Source organism: Streptomyces sp. NPDC006516, assembly GCF_040611875.1.
GTDB lineage: Bacteria > Actinomycetota > Actinomycetes > Streptomycetales > Streptomycetaceae > Streptomyces.
This window is the reverse complement of record NZ_JBEXPD010000005.1, coordinates 23,774-39,702: the sequence shown is the minus strand read 5'-3', so window position 1 is coordinate 39,702 and position 15,929 is coordinate 23,774. Positions and strand designations below refer to the sequence as shown.

At 71.1% G+C, this 15,929-nt stretch carries 11 protein-coding genes; 4 read left to right on the top strand and 7 right to left on the bottom strand.

The features are described from left to right. Nucleotides 1–106: 106 nt before the first annotated feature. Nucleotides 107–739, top strand: coding sequence for a TetR family transcriptional regulator (locus ABZY45_RS16610; protein WP_356740531.1), 633 nt, complete (start codon nucleotides 107–109; stop codon nucleotides 737–739). Between the two features lie 23 nt (nucleotides 740–762). Here ABZY45_RS16610 and ABZY45_RS16605 read toward each other — a convergent pair whose 3' ends face one another. Together ABZY45_RS16605 and ABZY45_RS16600 are read right to left on the bottom strand one after the other, a co-directional pair. Continuing rightward, a complete protein-coding gene (locus ABZY45_RS16605; protein WP_356740529.1) occupies nucleotides 763–2,202 on the bottom strand; it encodes an aldehyde dehydrogenase family protein in 1,440 nt (479 codons plus the stop codon). Then, nucleotides 2,199–3,077: an oxygenase MpaB family protein gene (locus ABZY45_RS16600; protein WP_356740527.1), complete on the bottom strand. Its 879-nt coding sequence runs from the start codon at nucleotides 3,075–3,077 to the stop codon at nucleotides 2,199–2,201. Before ABZY45_RS16600 ends, ABZY45_RS16605 begins: the two co-directional genes overlap by 4 nt. Before the next feature lie 559 nt (nucleotides 3,078–3,636). Between ABZY45_RS16600 and ABZY45_RS16595 the strand changes: the two genes are divergently transcribed. Further along, nucleotides 3,637–4,524 carry an oxygenase MpaB family protein gene (locus tag ABZY45_RS16595; protein WP_356740525.1) on the top strand — a complete coding sequence of 296 codons (888 nt, stop codon included), beginning with the start codon at nucleotides 3,637–3,639 and terminating at the stop codon, nucleotides 4,522–4,524. A 38-nt stretch (nucleotides 4,525–4,562) separates the two neighbouring features. Here ABZY45_RS16595 and ABZY45_RS16590 read toward each other — a convergent pair whose 3' ends face one another. Next, nucleotides 4,563–5,615, bottom strand: a complete 1,053-nt coding sequence (locus ABZY45_RS16590; RefSeq protein ID WP_356740524.1) for a LacI family DNA-binding transcriptional regulator — start codon at nucleotides 5,613–5,615, stop codon at nucleotides 4,563–4,565. 262 nt (nucleotides 5,616–5,877) lie between these two features. Between ABZY45_RS16590 and ABZY45_RS16585 the strand changes: the two genes are divergently transcribed. Then, nucleotides 5,878–7,611 carry a BCCT family transporter gene (locus ABZY45_RS16585; protein WP_356740522.1) on the top strand — a complete coding sequence of 578 codons (1,734 nt, stop codon included), beginning with the start codon at nucleotides 5,878–5,880 and terminating at the stop codon, nucleotides 7,609–7,611. A 107-nt stretch (nucleotides 7,612–7,718) separates the two neighbouring features. Here ABZY45_RS16585 and ABZY45_RS16580 read toward each other — a convergent pair whose 3' ends face one another. Next, nucleotides 7,719–8,651: an FAD-dependent oxidoreductase gene (locus tag ABZY45_RS16580; protein ID WP_356740520.1), complete on the bottom strand. Its 933-nt coding sequence runs from the start codon at nucleotides 8,649–8,651 to the stop codon at nucleotides 7,719–7,721. A gap of 108 nt (nucleotides 8,652–8,759) precedes the next feature. On the opposite strand from ABZY45_RS16580, the gene ABZY45_RS16575 reads away from it, so the two are divergent. Continuing rightward, entirely contained in the window at nucleotides 8,760–10,400 is a 1,641-nt protein-coding gene (locus tag ABZY45_RS16575) for an ABC-F family ATP-binding cassette domain-containing protein (protein ID WP_356740518.1), read from the top strand. Between the two features lie 60 nt (nucleotides 10,401–10,460). On the opposite strand, the gene ABZY45_RS16570 is transcribed toward ABZY45_RS16575, so the two are convergent. The 3 genes from ABZY45_RS16570 to ABZY45_RS16560 all read right to left on the bottom strand — a co-directional run bounded on the left by ABZY45_RS16570 (nucleotide 10,461) and on the right by ABZY45_RS16560 (nucleotide 15,762). Further along, a complete protein-coding gene (locus ABZY45_RS16570) occupies nucleotides 10,461–11,711 on the bottom strand; it encodes a pectate lyase (protein ID WP_356740516.1) in 1,251 nt (416 codons plus the stop codon). 243 nt (nucleotides 11,712–11,954) lie between these two features. Beyond that, the gene (locus ABZY45_RS16565; RefSeq protein ID WP_356741071.1) at nucleotides 11,955–12,947 is read right to left on the bottom strand and encodes a LacI family DNA-binding transcriptional regulator; all 993 of its coding nucleotides are present in this window, start codon (nucleotides 12,945–12,947) and stop codon (nucleotides 11,955–11,957) included. A 331-nt stretch (nucleotides 12,948–13,278) separates the two neighbouring features. Continuing rightward, the gene (locus tag ABZY45_RS16560) at nucleotides 13,279–15,762 is read right to left on the bottom strand and encodes a Tex family protein (protein WP_356740514.1); all 2,484 of its coding nucleotides are present in this window, start codon (nucleotides 15,760–15,762) and stop codon (nucleotides 13,279–13,281) included. Nucleotides 15,763–15,929 lie beyond the last annotated feature (167 nt).

The following is a 15,929-nucleotide window of genomic DNA, read 5'->3' as shown; positions in this document are numbered from 1 at the left end:
ATGACCTCCGGAAGGGAAAAGTGACAAGGAGTTACAAAGAGACGAGTTAGGTAACGGTGTAGCGGTGTCGATAGGGTGGCGTCGTCACGGCGGACGGGGAGGGCCCATGGCTGCACGGAACAGCGACGACTCACTGATGGCCAGGGCGCTGGTCGAGGGGCCGCCCACCGACGCGCTGAGCGAACAGATCCTGGACGCGGCGCGCGAGCAGTTCATGACCTTCGGGCTGCGCCGCTCGACCGTCGACGACGTCGCCAAGCGCGCCAAGGTCTCCAGGGTCACGGTGTACCGCCGCATCGGCAACAAGGACAGCCTTGTCTCGGCGTGCCTGCTGCGGGAGTACCGCCGGTTCGTCGCGGACGTCGACGAGGCGGTGGCGGCGCTGCCCACCATGGAGGACCGGCTCGTCGCCGGCTTCGCCGCCGTCCTCAAGCACATTCGCGAACACCCGCTGGTGGGCGGGCTGCTGAGGCTGGAGCCCGAGATCATGCTCCCCTTCCTCACCCTGGAGAGCGGGCCGGCCTTCCTCGCGATGCGTGGATATCTGGCCGACCGGCTGCGCCACGCCCAGCGCCTGGAGGGACGGCCCGAGACGGATCCGACACCGGTCGCCGAGCTGATGGTGCGGATCACGGTCTCCTTCCTCCTCAACCCGCTGAGCTGCTTCGAACTGGACGACGACGAGCAGGTGCGCGCCTTCGCCCGCCGCTATCTGGTGCCTCTGCTCAGCGCCGCCTGAACGCGGTCACCGGGCGGAGCCGGTCAGAAGCGGGCGTGCAGTCTGCGGCCGAGCTCGACCGCCCGGGCCACCTTCTCCCGGGGTGTGGAGAACGACGTCAGGTTCACCGCCGGCGCGAACCGCCGTACGGTGACGGAGCGGGGCGCCGCGAAGGACCTCAGCCCCTCCTCGCCGTGGATCCGCCCGTAGCCGGACTCGCCGGCGCCGCCGAACGGCAGCGAGGGAATCGCGGCGAAGCCGAGCACCGAGTTCACCGAAACCGCCCCGGAGTCGAGGCGTTCCGCCAGAGCGAGCCCCTTCGCGCGGGAAGAGGTGAAGACCGCGGCGCCCAGCGAGTACGCGGAGGCGTTGGCCCGCTCCACGGCCTCGTCCATGTCCCGAACCGGATTCACCACGACGACCGGCCCGAAGGTCTCCTCGGTCACGGCCGGCGAATCCTCCGGCACGCCCGCCAGCACCACCGGCCCGAGCACGCGGTCCCGCAGGGAGTCGGGCCCGCCCAGCACGGCCCGGCCGCCGTCCATCAGGGCCTGCTTCACATGCCGCTCCACCACGTCCAGCTGGGACGGCAGGGTGAGCGGACCGTAGGCCTCGCCGTGCGGCAGCGCCTGCGCGCGGCTCGTGATCCTGGCGCACAGGGCCTCGTGCACCGAGGCCACCGCGTACACCCGCTCCACGCCCGCGCAGGTCTGTCCCGCGTTGCTCATCGCGCCCCAGACGATCGCGTCGGCCGCCGCGTCCAGATCGGCGTCGGCCGCGACCAGCACCGCGTCCTTGCCCCCGCACTCGGCGAGCAGGGGAGTGAGCGTGGCCGCGCAGGACGCCGCGACCTTGCGGGCGGTGCCGGGCGAACCCGTGAAGGCGATCTTGTCCACGCCCGACGGTCCCTCCGCACCGGCCAGTGCCGCCCCGGTGGATCCCGGGCCGGTGACCGTGGCCAGCAGGTCCGCGTGGCCGGGGACGGCTTCCGCGAAGCTCCTGGCCAGCAGAGCGCCCACCCCTGGCGTGAGTTCGGACGGCTTGAACACCACGGCGTTACCCGCGGCGAGGGCATAACCGATGGACCCCATCGGCGTGTAGAGCGGGTAGTTCCAAGGCCCGATCACCCCGATCACACCGAGCGGGCGGTAGGCCAGCCGGGCCTGCTGATGGACCGACAGCAGACCGGCCCGCACCCGGCGCGGGCCCAGGACCCGGCGGGCGTTGCGTGCCGCCCAGTCCAGGTGGACCAGCGTCAGCAGCACCTCGGAACGGGCATCGAGCGCCGGCTTCCCGGTCTCGGCCGCGATCATCTCGGCGAACTCGTCCGTGCGCCGGGCCAGGGCGCGCTTCCAGAGGAGCAGCGCGTCCCGCCGCTCGCGCGGCCCCAGCGCCGCCCAGACCCTGCCCGCGTCCCTGCCCCGCGCCACCGTGGCGCGGATGTCGTCGAGGCCGTGCACAGGGGTGTCCGTACGCATCGTCATGAGGTCTCCATGGGCAGTGGTTCCAGGGGGCGGCTCTGCGCCCAGTGCGGTCCGAGGTCGTCGAGCTGATAACCGAAGGGGTAACTGCGCGGGCGAGGCCGGGAAGGCAGCCTGCGAGGCCGGGCCGGGAGCAGCCTGACGCCGAACGACCGGGCGCGTAACAGCCGTGCGGCAGCCGACCGAGCCCAGCGGGGCTGGACGGGGAAGCCGAGTGCGGTCAGCAGCGGCTCGTCCAGCAGCGCCAGGGAGAAGCGCGCGACCAGGGGGCGCAGCGGGGCCGGGTACCAGGAAGCCATGACCCGGAAGGTGGCGTTGGCGACACGGCGGTTGGCCGGGTCGTAGGCGAACATCCGGTCCTCATAGGAATCGAGCAGCTTCTCGAAGTCCTCGTAGGTTCCGGGAGCTCCCTCGATGCCCATCATGTCGGCCATCCGCCGGCCTACCTCCGCGAGCGCCGCCGTCTCCTGGTGGCACAGGGGGCGCCAGCCGAAGCGGTCTATCCACCGCTTGGGGCCGACGACCGTGGTGGCCAGCACGTAGAGGTAGTCCTCGTTCGGGATGCGGTACTTGCCGTGTATGCGGTTGAGATGCCGGGCCGCGGCCCTGGCACGCTCCGAGTCGAAGCCGTCGGCGGCCATCTCGTATCCGAACAGGACCGTGTCGTCGTAGCGCTTCTGGCCGTTCCGCTCGAACTCCTGGGTGCGGTCGAGCAGTACGGAGATCCTCGGGACCCCGTAGTCGCGCAGGAAGGCGACACTGATGCCCTGCCGGTAGTCCCACGGGAACTCGTACTGCGACATCAGCCGGAGAATCTCGGCGCAGTCGCGAGCGGGATCCATCCGGCGGATCTCGCGCAGTCGGCTGTAGCGGCCCATTCGTGCAACCTCCTCGGTGGTCGGAGCCGTTCGGTTGGATGTGGTCGCGCGGGGTGTCGACGTCGGTGACGGGATCCGGACGGACACCGTGGGCACGGTCGCGAAGGCATCGATGTCACGGGTGCCGAGCGGTACGGCGACCGTCCGGGCGTGCCGTGGAGCCCTCGGCGTTGAACCCGCTTGTCGGACACGGCATGTGACGGCCCCTCTTGCTCCGAGAGTCAAAGTTACAAATACTATTGACTTGTTTCATGGGGTGCGTCAACACTGCTGGCACAGATTCGAGGCAGGGAGCCCGCATGAACATGCGCAAGGGTGACCTTCTGCTGCTCCGGGTCGCCCACCCCGTCGTGGGCACGGGTGCCGAGAACCGCTCCGGCTTCCGTGCCCGACCCCGACCCCGGCACCGGCTCCGGTGCGCGGGACCGTCGCCGCGCACGGTGACCTTCACGGGAGGGCCCGCCGCCCCCGCGCGTCGCCGGCACGCTCGCGATCGCATACTGGAACACACACGGGCCCGGCACGGGCCGAGCACCCGCCGCCCCCTGGGAGCACCCGCATGACCAGTGCAGGCGAACCCGTACCGCCCCCGCCCGGCGGCGTCCTGTGGAGCCTGGCGGGTGACGTCCGCGGTCTGCTGATGCTGCCCGCCGCTCTCACCCTCCAGGTCGCCCATCCGGCGGTCGGGGCGGGCGTCGACGACCACTCGGTCTTCCGCACGGACCCGTGGGGGCGCGGGGAGAGGTCCCTCAGCTCGCTCCAGCTCTGGGTGTACGGCGGTGAGGCCGCGGCCGAGGAAGGGCGCAGGCTCAGGAAGCTGCACCGCGCCATCCAGGGCACCGACACGCGTGGCCGCCGCTACCACGCCCTCACCCCGGCGAACTACGCGTGGGTGCACGCCACCGGTTTCCCTGTCTACCGGCACGCCTCCCGCTATCTGGTCCGCCCGCTCACCGAGGGCCAGGAGCGAGCCCTCTACCGCGAGTGGCTCCAGGTCGGCCGGGTCCTGGGCATCAATGACCGGGACATGCCGCAGACGATCGAGGAGTTCTGGCCGTACTACCGAAAGATGCTGGCCGAGGAGGTGGAGGCGACCCTCGTCGTACGGGAACTGGTCGCGGCCGACGTGCCCGTGCCGCCTCCCGACCGGGGCCCGCTGCCGCTGCGACTGCTCCTGCGGGTGCTGTGGCCGGTCCTGCTTCCGCCGCTGGCGCGGTTCCGGAGCTTCATAACCGTAGGGCTGATGCCCCCCGACGCCCGTGCGGCCATCGGGCTGGACTGGACCCCGGAGCAGGAGCGGCGCCTGCGGCGCTTCGGCGCAGTGGTGCGGCGCGTCGTACCGGTGCTCCCGGAGCGGCTGCGCTATCTGCCTCGGGCCCGGTCGGCGCGGGCGGCCTGGCGGGCAGGGGGAGGGCGGCCGGGCCGGGGCTCCCTACAGCCGGGGTGATCACCCGGGCGCCGGGCGCGCGAACGGTGCTCGAGGGCTCAGGCCGACTCCCGGCGGATCAGTTCCGTCGGCGTGATCACCGACTCGGGCCAGGCGCCGGTGTCGCTGTTCAGCCGCTCCATCAGGAGCCGCACCATCAAGCGCCCCATGCCCTCCACGTCCTGGCGGACCGTGGTCAGCGGCGGTTCCGTGGCCTCCGCCACGGATTCCATGTCGTCGAAGCCCACCACCGCGACGTCCTCCGGAACCCGCACGCCGCGCTCCCGCAGCACTCGCAGGGCTCCTGACGCCATCATGTCGTTGGACACGAAGACCGCGTCCAGATCGGGGTGGGCGGCCAGCAGCTCCGCCATCGCCCGGGCCCCGCCCTCCGCGGTGAAGTCGCCGTCGGCGATCAGCTCGGGCCCCGCGTCCGGGAGTGCGTCGTGATAACCGTCGATCCGGTCGAGCGCCGAGGTCTGGTCGCGCGGGCCGGCGATGTGCGCGATGCGCCGCCGGCCGAGCGAGACGAGATGGCGCACGGCCTCGCGGGCGCCGCCTCGGTTGTCGCAGTCGACGTACGGAACCTGTGGCGTGTCCTCGGCGGATGACGCGGTGTGCTCCGGGCGGCCCCCGTACACCGTGGGCACCCGGAACCGCCGGATGATGGCGGGAAGTTCGTCGTCGGTGTGCAGTGAGAAGGCCAGTACGCCGTCCACGTGGCCACCGGCCAGATAGCGGGTGACGCGGTCGAAGTCACCGCTGCCCTCGACCAGGAGCAGGACGAGCTGCGCGTCGTGCGCGTTGAGCTCGCGGCTGATCCCCCGGATCTGGCGCGAAAAGAACGGGTCGGAGAAGATCCTGAACTCCGGCTCGTCGATGATCACGGCCACCGCGCCGTTGCGCCGGGTCACCAGGGTCCGCGCCGCGTGGTTCGGGATGTAGCCGAGCTCGTCCACCGCCTCGCGCACCCGTTCCACCAGGGGCCGGCGCACGCCCGCCCCGCCGTTGACGACGCGGGACGCCGTGGCCCGGGACACGCCGGCCCGGGCCGCCACCGCCTCCAGGGTCGGCCGGGCGTCACGCTGCGGATCGGAGGTCGGGTCGGGCAAGAGTCGCTCCTCGTACACGCGCGCCCCGGCGGGGAACGGCTTGAACTGGCGGGTTCGGCACGCACGAACCGGCGGGTTCGGCACGAACGCCGTCAGCCTAACCGCCTGGTCCGGGCGGCACTCCGGGAGATCAGCCGAAGGTTCGTGTCATACCGGGTCATAAACGGTCAAGGTGCATCCGCTTGTTGGTCCCGGGGGATGCACCCACTGTGTGGTACTGCCTACGGAGAGCGAAATTTCGCAAGGGTGAAAGGTGCCATCTGTGTCACAAGACGAGCAGGGTCCGGGCGGGCGGGGGGACTATCTCCCGGTCACGGCCGATCTACCCGCCGAGCCGCCCCACGGCCGGCGCCCTACGACCGACCGGGTGGTCTTCGGCGTCACGGCGGTGCTCACCGTCGCCTTCGTGGTCTGGGGCTCCACGGCCACCGGTTCGCTGGAGACCGTCTCCAACAAGCTGCTCAACGGCCTCATCCACAACGGCGGTTGGGCCTTCATGCTGGCGGCGTCCGGCTTCGTGGTCTTCGCCCTCTGGCTCGCGATCAGCCGCTACGGCAACATCTCGCTGGGGCAGGAGGGCGAGGAACCCGAATTCCGTACGGTCTCCTGGGTCGCGATGATGTTCAGCGCGGGCATGGGAATCGGCCTGATGTTCTACGGCGTGAGTGAGCCGCTGGCCCACTTCGTCGATCCGCCGCCGGGGACCCGGCCCGCGGACGCGGCCGAGGCGATGCAGACGGCGATGGCCACCACCCTCTTCCACTGGACGCTGCACCCCTGGGCGATCTATGCCGTCGTCGGGCTCGCCATCGCGTACAGCGCCTATCGCCGGCGCAGGCGGCAGACGATCAGCTCCGTCTTCGTCCCGCTCATCGGTGAGAAGCGCGCGAACGGAACCCCCGGCCGGATCATCGACATCCTCGCGATCTTCGCGACGCTCTTCGGCTCCGCGGCCTCGCTCGGCCTCGGCGCGCTCCAGATCGGCAGCGGTTTCCAGGAGCTCAACTGGATGGAGAAGACCGGCACGGGCCTTCTGGTCGCGATCATCGCGGTGCTGACGGTCGCCTTCGTCGTCTCCGCCGTCTCCGGCGTCGAGAGGGGCATCCAGTGGCTGTCCAACATCAACATGGTGCTCGCCCTGATCCTGGTGGTCTTCGTCTTCATCGCGGGCCCCACCATCATCGTGCTCGACCTGTTGCCCACCTCGATCGCCGCGTACTTCGGTGACCTCGCCCAGCTCGCCGGCCGCACCGAGGCCACAGGGAAGGGCGAAGTGGCCGACTGGCTGGCCAGCTGGACGGTCTTCTACTGGGCGTGGTGGATCTCCTGGACGCCCTTCGTCGGCATGTTCATCGCCCGGATCAGCCGGGGCCGCACGATCCGTCAGTTCGTCGGTGGCGTGATCCTGGTCCCCAGCACCGTCAGCCTGGTCTGGTTCGCGGTCTTCGGCGGGTCGGCGATCAGGCTGGAGGAGGCGGGGCGGCTCAAGGACGTGGGGGACACCGCTGAGGCACAGCTCTTCGGCGTCCTGCAGGAGTTTCCGATCGCCACCGTCATGAGCATCCTGGTCATGGTCCTGGTCGGGATCTTCTTCGTCTCCGGAGCCGACGCCGCCTCGATCGTGATGGGCACGCTCTCCCAGAAGGGCGTCCTCGAACCCGCCAAGTGGGTCGTGATCTTCTGGGGTGTCGTCACCGGCGCCGTGGCGGCGGTCATGCTGCTCGTCGGCGACGGCCAGGGCGACGCGCTGGCGGGCCTGCAGAACCTGACCATCCTCGTGGCCGCGCCGTTCACCATCGTGATGATCGGGATGTGCGTCTCCCTGATGAGGGACCTGCGGCACGACCCCATGATCGTCCGCAGGGAGTTCGGTGTGGAGGCCGTCGAATCCGCGGTCATCGAGGGGCATGCCAAGTACGACGGGGACTTCGAGATCCGGATCGGCCCCGGCACGACGGAGGTCACCACCGACCGGCGCCACAAGGACGAGTCGTAGGACTGCCCGCCGCTGCGGCCGGCCCACGAGCTGGGCCGGGCCCGCAACCCGTAGCCGGCGACCCTGCCCACGAGCCGGGCCGCGGCCGGCTGCTCGCACCCCGCGGTTCAGCTCACCAGCCGGGCCGCGGCCCGCGCACAGCCCCAGGCCACCGTCACCCCGGCGCCTCCGTGGCCGTAGTTGTGCACCAGCAGAGCGCCGCCCGGCAGCTCCTCCGCCTCGATGCGCACCCCCGTGTCCCGGGCCGGCCGCAGCCCCACCCGGTGGCCGATGACGCGGGCCCCGGCTATCTCCGGCCGCACCCGTGCGCAGCGCGCCACGATCTCCTCGGCCGTGCCGGGATCGGGCTCCGTGCGCGGATCGCCGGCCTCGGCGGTCCCGCCCAGCACCAGCCCGCCCGGCTGCGGAAAGAAGTACGTCGTCCTGCTGGACGCCGGATCAGCCTGGGTGAACCACTCGTCGATGCCCGGGTTCTCCACCACCACCAACTGGCCCCTGACCGGACGCATCCTGGCGTCCGGGACCAGCTCGCGGGCGCCCAGACCGGTGCAGTTGACCACCACCGGCGCCTCGGCCGCCGCCTGGGCGAAGCTCCGTACCGTACGCCGCTCGACCGCACCCCCGGCCTCGGCCAGCAACTCCTCCAGCCGGCGCAGATGGACAGGCATGTCGATCAGCGGGAGGGTCACACGAAGCCCCTCGGCCACCTCGGTCGCCCCCTCCAGGGACCGGGCCCAGGGCCCCAGCGCGGCCAGCCGTTCACCTCCGTGCACTCCGGCGACCATCCGCACGCCGGACCGCACAGGGTCGGCGGCCATGCGCTCGTACACCCGGAGGGATACGAGCGACCACGCGCCGACCAGGGCCTCGGGCTCGATCCGGTACGGCCACCACAGGGCGCCGGCCACCGCCGAGGTGGTGTCCGAGGCGGGGTCCCGGGACCAGACCCGCACCCGCAGCCCGCGCTCCGCCAGCACCAGGGCCGTGGTCAGCCCGCTGATGCCACCGCCCACCACGATCACGTCCGCCACCGTGCTCACCCCTGTCTCCGCCATGACCCCGTGCCCGCAGGCGGCCGGGCAGGCCATGGTCGCACCAGGGTGCGGAGGGCGGGACGGCCGCTCCCGTTCGTTAGGATCGGCACCCTGATGACTGCCACCCTCGTCGCCAAGGAACTCGCCGCCGGACACGGTGACCGCACCCTCTTCGCCGGACTCGACCTCGTCGTCGCGCCCGGAGACGTGATCGGTCTCGTGGGAGCCAACGGCGCCGGTAAATCCTCGCTGCTCCGCCTGCTCGCCGGACTCGACCGGCCCGAGGAGGGGGAGCTCCGGCTCTCCCCGCCCACCGCCACCGTCGGCCACCTCCCCCAGGAGCCCGAGCGCCGCGAAGGGGAGTCCGTACGGGAATTCCTCGCCCGCCGCACGGGGGTCGCCGAGGCCCAGACCGCGATGGACGCCGCGACCCAGGCCCTGGTCGAGGGAACAGCCGGTGCCGACGACGCCTACTCGGAGACCCTGGAGCGCTGGCTCGCCCTCGGCGGCGCCGACCTGGACGAGCGGGCCGAGGAGATCGCGGCCGACCTCGGACTCACGGTCGGCCTCGACCTCCCGATGACCGCCCTCTCCGGCGGGCAGGCCGCGCGAGCCGGACTGGCTTCGCTGCTGCTGTCGCGCTACGACGTCTTCCTGCTCGACGAGCCCACCAACGACCTGGACCTCGACGGCCTGGAGCGTCTGGAGCGTTTCGTGTCCGGGCTGCGGGCCGGCACCGTGGTGGTCAGCCACGACCGCGAGTTCCTGATGCGTACGGTCACCAAGGTCCTGGAGCTCGATCTCGCCCAGCAGCAGATCAACCTCTACGGCGGCGGCTACGCCTCCTACCTGGAGGAGCGTGAGCGCGCGCGCACGCACGCCCGCGAGGAGTTCGAGGAGTACGCCGACAAGCGCTCCGCGCTGGAGGGGCGCGCCCAGATGCAGCGGGGCTGGATGGACAAGGGCGTCAAGAACGCCCGCCGCAAGGCCACCGACAACGACAAGATCGGCCGCAAGTTCCGCAGCGAGGCCAGCGAGAAGCAGGCCGCCAAGGCCAAGCAGACGCAGCGCATGATCGAGCGCCTCGACGTCGTCGAGGAACCCCGCAAGGAGTGGGACCTGCGGATGGAGATCGCCTCCGCACCGCGCTCCGGCTCCGTGGTGGCCACCCTGCGCGACGCCGCGGTCGTCCGGGGCGGCTTCTCGTTCGGCCCGGCCACCCTGCAGATCGACTGGGCCGACCGGGTCGCCATCACCGGCGCCAACGGTGCGGGCAAGTCCACCCTGCTCGCCGCCCTGCTCGGCAGGCTGCCGCTGGACACCGGCCACGCCTCGCTCGGATCGGGCGTCGTGGTGGGTGAGGTGGACCAGGCGCGCAAGCTGTTCCACGGCACGGAGAGCCTGCTGGACGCCTTCTGCGCCGCAGTCCCCGACACCGAGCCCGCCGAGGTGCGCACGCTGCTGGCCAAGTTCGGGCTGCGCGCGGCTCATGTGCTGCGGCCCGCGACCACTCTCTCGCCCGGCGAGCGCACCCGCGCCGGGCTCGCCCTGCTCCAGGGCAGGGGAGTCAACCTGCTGGTCCTGGACGAGCCGACCAACCACCTCGACCTGCCGGCCATCGAACAGCTGGAGTCGGCGCTGGAGGCGTACACCGGGACGCTGCTGCTGGTGACGCACGACCGGCGGATGCTGGAGGCGGTCCGCACCACACGCCGCATCGAGGTCGTCGACGGCAAGGTCACCGAGGCCGCCTGAGCGGGAAAGGGCCCGCCCCTCCCGGCAGGGAGGGACGGGCCCGGACGGACCCCCGGCGCCTCAGTCGACGTAGGTGATCTCGGACGCGGAGTAGATGCAGTTGGTGCCGTCCGCACCCGAGCCGATCTCACTCGGCTCACCGCTCGTCGTGCCCTTGTACTTGGTGCAGATCTTCATGTCACGGTCTTCGTCCTCGTAGATCGTGACGTCCGATATCCGGGCCGTGTCACCGTAGTTGGTGTTGATGCCGACCAGGCTGGTCCCGGGGGCGGTCGCCCAGATGTTCTGCAGCTGGATGTGACGGGCGTTCTGCGTGGAGCAGTTGCCGCAGGAACGGACCAGCTTGCCGAAGTCGTCGACCTGGAAGTTCTTCACGACCAGGGTGCCGACGCCGTTGTGCTGGAACACCTTGTCGTCGGCCAGCTTCGCGCCACCGCCGTCGATCGTGCGGACCGTCGAGGAGGAGCCGCCGCGGAAGGTCGCGGCGTCCTCGCCCACGTCCTCCCACCAGACGTTCTTGATCGTGCAGGTGCCCGCGCAGTGCACACCGTCGGCGGCCGGAGCCCCGAGGATGACGTTCTGCAGCGTGGCGCCGTCCGCCAGCTTGATGATCGGGGGCTGGTCCTCGTCCTGGCCACCGCTGCCCAGGTCACCGCTGCCGTACAGGCGCTTCATGCCACCGTCGTACGTGCCCGAGACCTCGATGGTCGAGGAGACCGCCTGGCTGCCGTTGGCGGTCGGCCACGAAGGCCGGTCCGTGGGCGGGTCCGTCGGCTCGGTGGGCGGGTCGGTGGGCTCGGTCGGCGGGTCCGTGGGGACGGTGCCCGACGCACTGAAGGTCCAGTTCTTGCTGGTCACCGAGTCGCAGGAGTTCTGCTGCACCAGGGCGCCGGAGGCGGACGAACTGTCCTTGACGTTCAGGCACTTGCCGCCGTTGCTGTTGACGACCCGGTAGGTGTTGCCGCTGACCGACGTCAGGGTCCACACCTGCGTGGCCGAACCGGCGCAGTTCTGCTGCTCCACGGCCTTGCCGGCGCTGGTGGACGCGTCCCGCACACCCGCGCACTTGGCGCTGTGCGCGGCGGCCAGGGTGTAGCCGCTGCCCGACGCGGTCAGCTTCCAGGTCTGGTTCGCGGCTCCGGTGCAGGCGTTCTGGGCGAGCTGGGTGCCCGCGGAGGTGCCGGAGCCCGGGACCTCCAGACACAGACCGCTGGCAGCGTTCGCCAGTCTGTACGAGCCTGCGGCGGGCGCTGCCGAGGCCGAGCCGGTCGCGAAGAGGGCCGTGAGGCCCGCCGCGAGCAGTGAAACCACGGCGACAAGGGTGGCGGCAGCACGGCCGCCACGCCTTCTGACGTGCTGATTCTCAGTGCGCACTGGCTATTCCTTTCACCGCCTGCGGCGTCCTCCGCAGGCACCTGTCGGGGTTTGGTGCGGTGGTGAAGGCCGGTACCCGGCCACGGAACAAGATTCAGTAGGGTGAACCAAGTTCGTGTATGCGAACAGCGGTGACGGTACGACACGCACTTGGAGCGGTCAATAAGTTGAGCCGAAGGATCAGTCGGCCGACTGATCCGGGGACGCGGTCGAGTCCCTGACGACCAGTGAGGTCGCCAGCGTGCTCTGTGCGGTGGCGGGATCGGGCTCCGCGCTCTCCAGTGCCTGGATCAGCAGGTCGATCGCCGTGCGGCCGGCCGGAGCCGTGGGCATCGCGATCGTGGTGAGCCGTGGCCGGTTCAGCCGCCCGGCCACGGTGTCGTCCACGCCGATCACGCTGATGTCGCCCGGGACCCGCACCCCGCGGTCGTCCAGACCTTCGATGAGGCCGATGGCGACCAGGTCGTTGTAGCCGATCACGCCTGTGGCGCCGGTCCTGAGCACCTCGGCCGTCGCCGCGATGCCGCCCTGTTCCGTCGGCGCGTTGGGGCCGAGCACGTCGAGCCGGATGCCCGCGTCCGATGCCGCCTTCCCGGCGGCCCGGCGCATCTGCGCACTGGTCCACGAGCCGCGCGGACCGCAGACGAGAGCCAGATGCCCGTGCCCCAGCCCGGCCAGGTGATCCACCGCCAGTGCGGCACCGTGGGCCACATCCATCAGCACGGCGGACAGCCCTGTGATCTGGCGGTTGACCAGGACGAAGGGCAGCTCCCCGCCCAGCCGGGCCACCACGTCGTCCGACAGCCGCGGGCTGACCAGGATCACCCCGTCCACCTGGCGGGCGAGCGTCTGGATCAGCTCCTCCTCGACCCGGACGTCCTCGTCGGTGTCGGCCACGAAGACCTGGTATCCGCGCACCCGTGCGTAGGCCTGCGCCGCCTTGATGAGCGGAGGGAAGAAGGGGTTGGCGATGTCCGAGACGATCAGCCCGAGGTTCCGGGTGCGGCCGGTCGTCAGTGCCCGCGCGGACTCGTTGGGCCGGTAGCCCAGCTCCTCGGCGGCGGCGAGAACCCGCTCCCTGGTCTCCTTCTTCACGAGAGGGGAGGCCGTCAGGGCGCGCGACGCGGTGGAGACATGGACCCCTGCGGCCTGGGCGACGTCACGGATGGTCATGGCCACGGGGCGCATCACCCTGTCCGCCCCGCCCGCATCCCTGCCGACCGGGCTGTCGTTGAGTTCTGCAACCGGTTGCCGAGCGGATCGGACATCAGGGGGCTGCGCGCACCGGGAACGGCAGGGCCGGACGCCGGGGTCCAGGGGCCATCGGAAGTCCTCTCCGTCGGCGGAATGCAACCGGTTGCATCCGGTTGGCATCAGAGTGGCGCCGCGTCCTGAGCATGTCAATGCTTCGGGCGCTACGCGTTTGCGGGGTGATGGTTCGGCCCTACTCCCTGCCGTCAGCGCTTCCGGCCGCCGCCCTCGGGGCCGGTCAGACCCGCACGCGTCAGCGCTTCCGGCCGCCGCCCTCGGGGCCCGTCAGACCCGCACGCCGCAGGGCGTCGGCCATCGCGCTGTTCGCAGGCGCGGCACCCTGTCGTGCCGAGCCACCCGCGTTGCCGCCACGAGGTCCGCCCGCACCTCCGCGGGAGCCACCGGCATTGGCGCCCCGCGAGCCTCCCGCGTTGCCGCCACGCCGGTCACGGCCGCCCTGGCCCTCCGGCGCCTCGCCCTGGCCCTGCCGCTGGCGCGGCGGGCGTTCGCCCCGACCGCCCCGCTCGCGCCTGGGACCCTGTCCGCCGCCCTGGCCCGGCGTCGCCTCGTCGTCGAGCCGCAGGGTCAGGGAGACACGCTTGCGCGGGATGTCGACCTCCATGACCTTGACCTTCACGATGTCACCCGGCTTCACGACGTCCCGGGGGTCCTTCACGAACGTCCGCGACATCGCCGACACATGGACGAGCCCGTCCTGGTGGACGCCGACGTCCACGAATGCGCCGAACGCCGCCACGTTGGTGACGACTCCCTCCAGCACCATCCCCGCGGCCAGGTCGCCGAGCTTCTCGACGCCCTCCTTGAAGGTGGCCGTCCTGAAGGCCGGACGGGGGTCACGGCCCGGCTTCTCCAGCTCCTTGATGATGTCGGTGACGGTCGGCAGGCCGAACTTCTCGTCGACGAACTCCTCGGGCCGCAGCGAACGCAGGGTGTCGGTGTTGCCGATGAGCGCTGCGACGTCCCCGCCGGTCCGCTTCACCATCGTCCGCACCACCGGATAGGCCTCCGGGTGCACGCTCGACGCGTCCAGCGGATCGTCGCCGCCCCGGATCCGCAGGAAGCCCGCGCACTGCTCGTACGCCTTCGGCCCGAGGCGTGCCACGTCCTTGAGCGCCCGCCGGGAACGGAAGGGGCCGTTCGCGTCCCGGTGCGCCACGATGTTCTCGGCCAGTCCCGAGCCGATGCCGGAGACACGCGAAAGAAGCGGGGCCGAAGCGGTGTTGACGTCCACGCCGACGCCGTTCACACAGTCCTCGACCACCGCGTCCAGGGAGCGCGACAGCTTCACCTCGGACAGGTCGTGCTGGTACTGCCCGACACCGATCGACTTGGGGTCGATCTTCACGAGCTCGGCGAGCGGGTCCTGGAGCCGGCGTGCGATCGAGACCGCGCCGCGCAACGACACGTCCATGTCCGGGAGTTCCTGCGAGGCGAAGGCCGAAGCCGAGTACACGGAGGCACCCGCTTCCGAGACCATCACCTTGGTGAGCTTCAGCTCAGGGTGCCGGTCGCACAGTTCGCCCGCGAGCTTGTCGGTCTCCCGGGACGCCGTGCCGTTGCCGATGGCGATCAGGTCGACGTGGTGCTCCCTGGCCAGGCGCTCCAGGGTGGCCAGCGAACGGTCCCACTGGTTGGCGGGCACATGCGGGTGAATGACGTCCGTGGCGACGACCTTGCCGGTCGCGTCCACGACGGCCACCTTGACCCCCGTACGGAAACCGGGGTCGAGACCCAGGGTCGCCCGCGTCCCGGCGGGGGCTGCGAGCAGCAGGTCGCGCAGGTTCGAGGCGAAGACGCGTACCGCCTCGTCCTCGGCCGCCGTGCGCAGCCGGAGCCGCAGGTCGATCCCGAGGTGCACGAGGATCCGGGTCCGCCAGGCCCAGCGCACGGTGTCCCCGAGCCACTTGTCCCCGGGCCGCCCACGGTCCGCGACACCGAAACGGCGGGCGATCATGTTCTCGTAGGAGGAGGGGCCGGGCTGCTCCGACGGCTCCTCCGGTTCCAGTACGAGATCGAGGACGTCCTCCTTCTCGCCCCGCAGCATCGCGAGGACCCGGTGCGAGGGCAGCGCGGTGAAGGGCTCGGCGAAGTCGAAGTAGTCCGCGAACTTCGAGCCGGCCTCCTCCTTGCCCTCCCGGACCTTCGCGACGAGCCTGCCGCGTGTCCACATGCGCTCGCGCAGCTCGCCGGTGAGGTCGGCGTCCTCGGAGAAGCGCTCGGTCAGGATCGCCCGGGCACCGTCCAGAGCCGCCGCGGCGTCCGCGACCCCCTTCTCGGTGTTCACGAACGCGGCGGCGGCGGTGAGCGGGTCCACGGAGGGATCACCGAGCAGCGCTTCGGCCAGCGGTTCCAGACCCGCCTCGCGCGCGATCTGGGCCTTGGTCCGGCGCTTCGGCTTGAACGGCAGGTAGATGTCCTCCAGCCGCGCCTTGGTGTCCGCCGCCCGGATCTGAGCCTCCAGGGCCGCGTCGAGCTTGCCCTGCTCACGCACGGAGTCGAGGACCGCCGTGCGGCGGTCCTCGAGCTCCCGCAGATACCGCAGCCGTTCCTCGAGCGTGCGCAGCTGCGCATCGTCGAGCATCTCGGTCGCTTCCTTGCGGTAGCGCGCGATGAACGGCACGGTCGAGCCGCCGTCGAGCAAGTCGACCGCCGCCTTCACCTGACGCTCATGTACGCCGAGCTCCTCGGCGATCCTGCCTTCGATGGACGTCGTCACGGTTTTCCCGACTCGCCTTCTCATGCTGGCTGTGCTGGCTGTGCCACTGGGGTGGTCCACACCCGGGTGGGCCCCTTCGCCTGCATTGTGCCGGGTGGCCGGGGGCCGTGTCGCGTGACCTGCTCGATCACGGCCCCGACGTCCGGGTGTACGGAGCCTGCCGGAAC

Excerpts from the sequence above, each read along its gene's own strand:
- ABZY45_RS16575 (WP_356740518.1), top strand. The coding sequence starts at position 8,760 with ATGACTGCCACCCTCGTCGCCAAGGAACTCGCCGCCGGACACGGTGAC.
- ABZY45_RS16565 (WP_356741071.1), bottom strand. The coding sequence starts at position 12,947 with ATGACCATCCGTGACGTCGCCCAGGCCGCAGGGGTCCATGTCTCCACC.
- ABZY45_RS16610 (WP_356740531.1), top strand. The coding sequence starts at position 107 with ATGGCTGCACGGAACAGCGACGACTCACTGATGGCCAGGGCGCTGGTC.
- ABZY45_RS16595 (WP_356740525.1), top strand. The coding sequence starts at position 3,637 with ATGACCAGTGCAGGCGAACCCGTACCGCCCCCGCCCGGCGGCGTCCTG.
- ABZY45_RS16605 (WP_356740529.1), bottom strand. The coding sequence starts at position 2,202 with ATGACGATGCGTACGGACACCCCTGTGCACGGCCTCGACGACATCCGC.
- ABZY45_RS16600 (WP_356740527.1), bottom strand. The coding sequence starts at position 3,077 with ATGGGCCGCTACAGCCGACTGCGCGAGATCCGCCGGATGGATCCCGCT.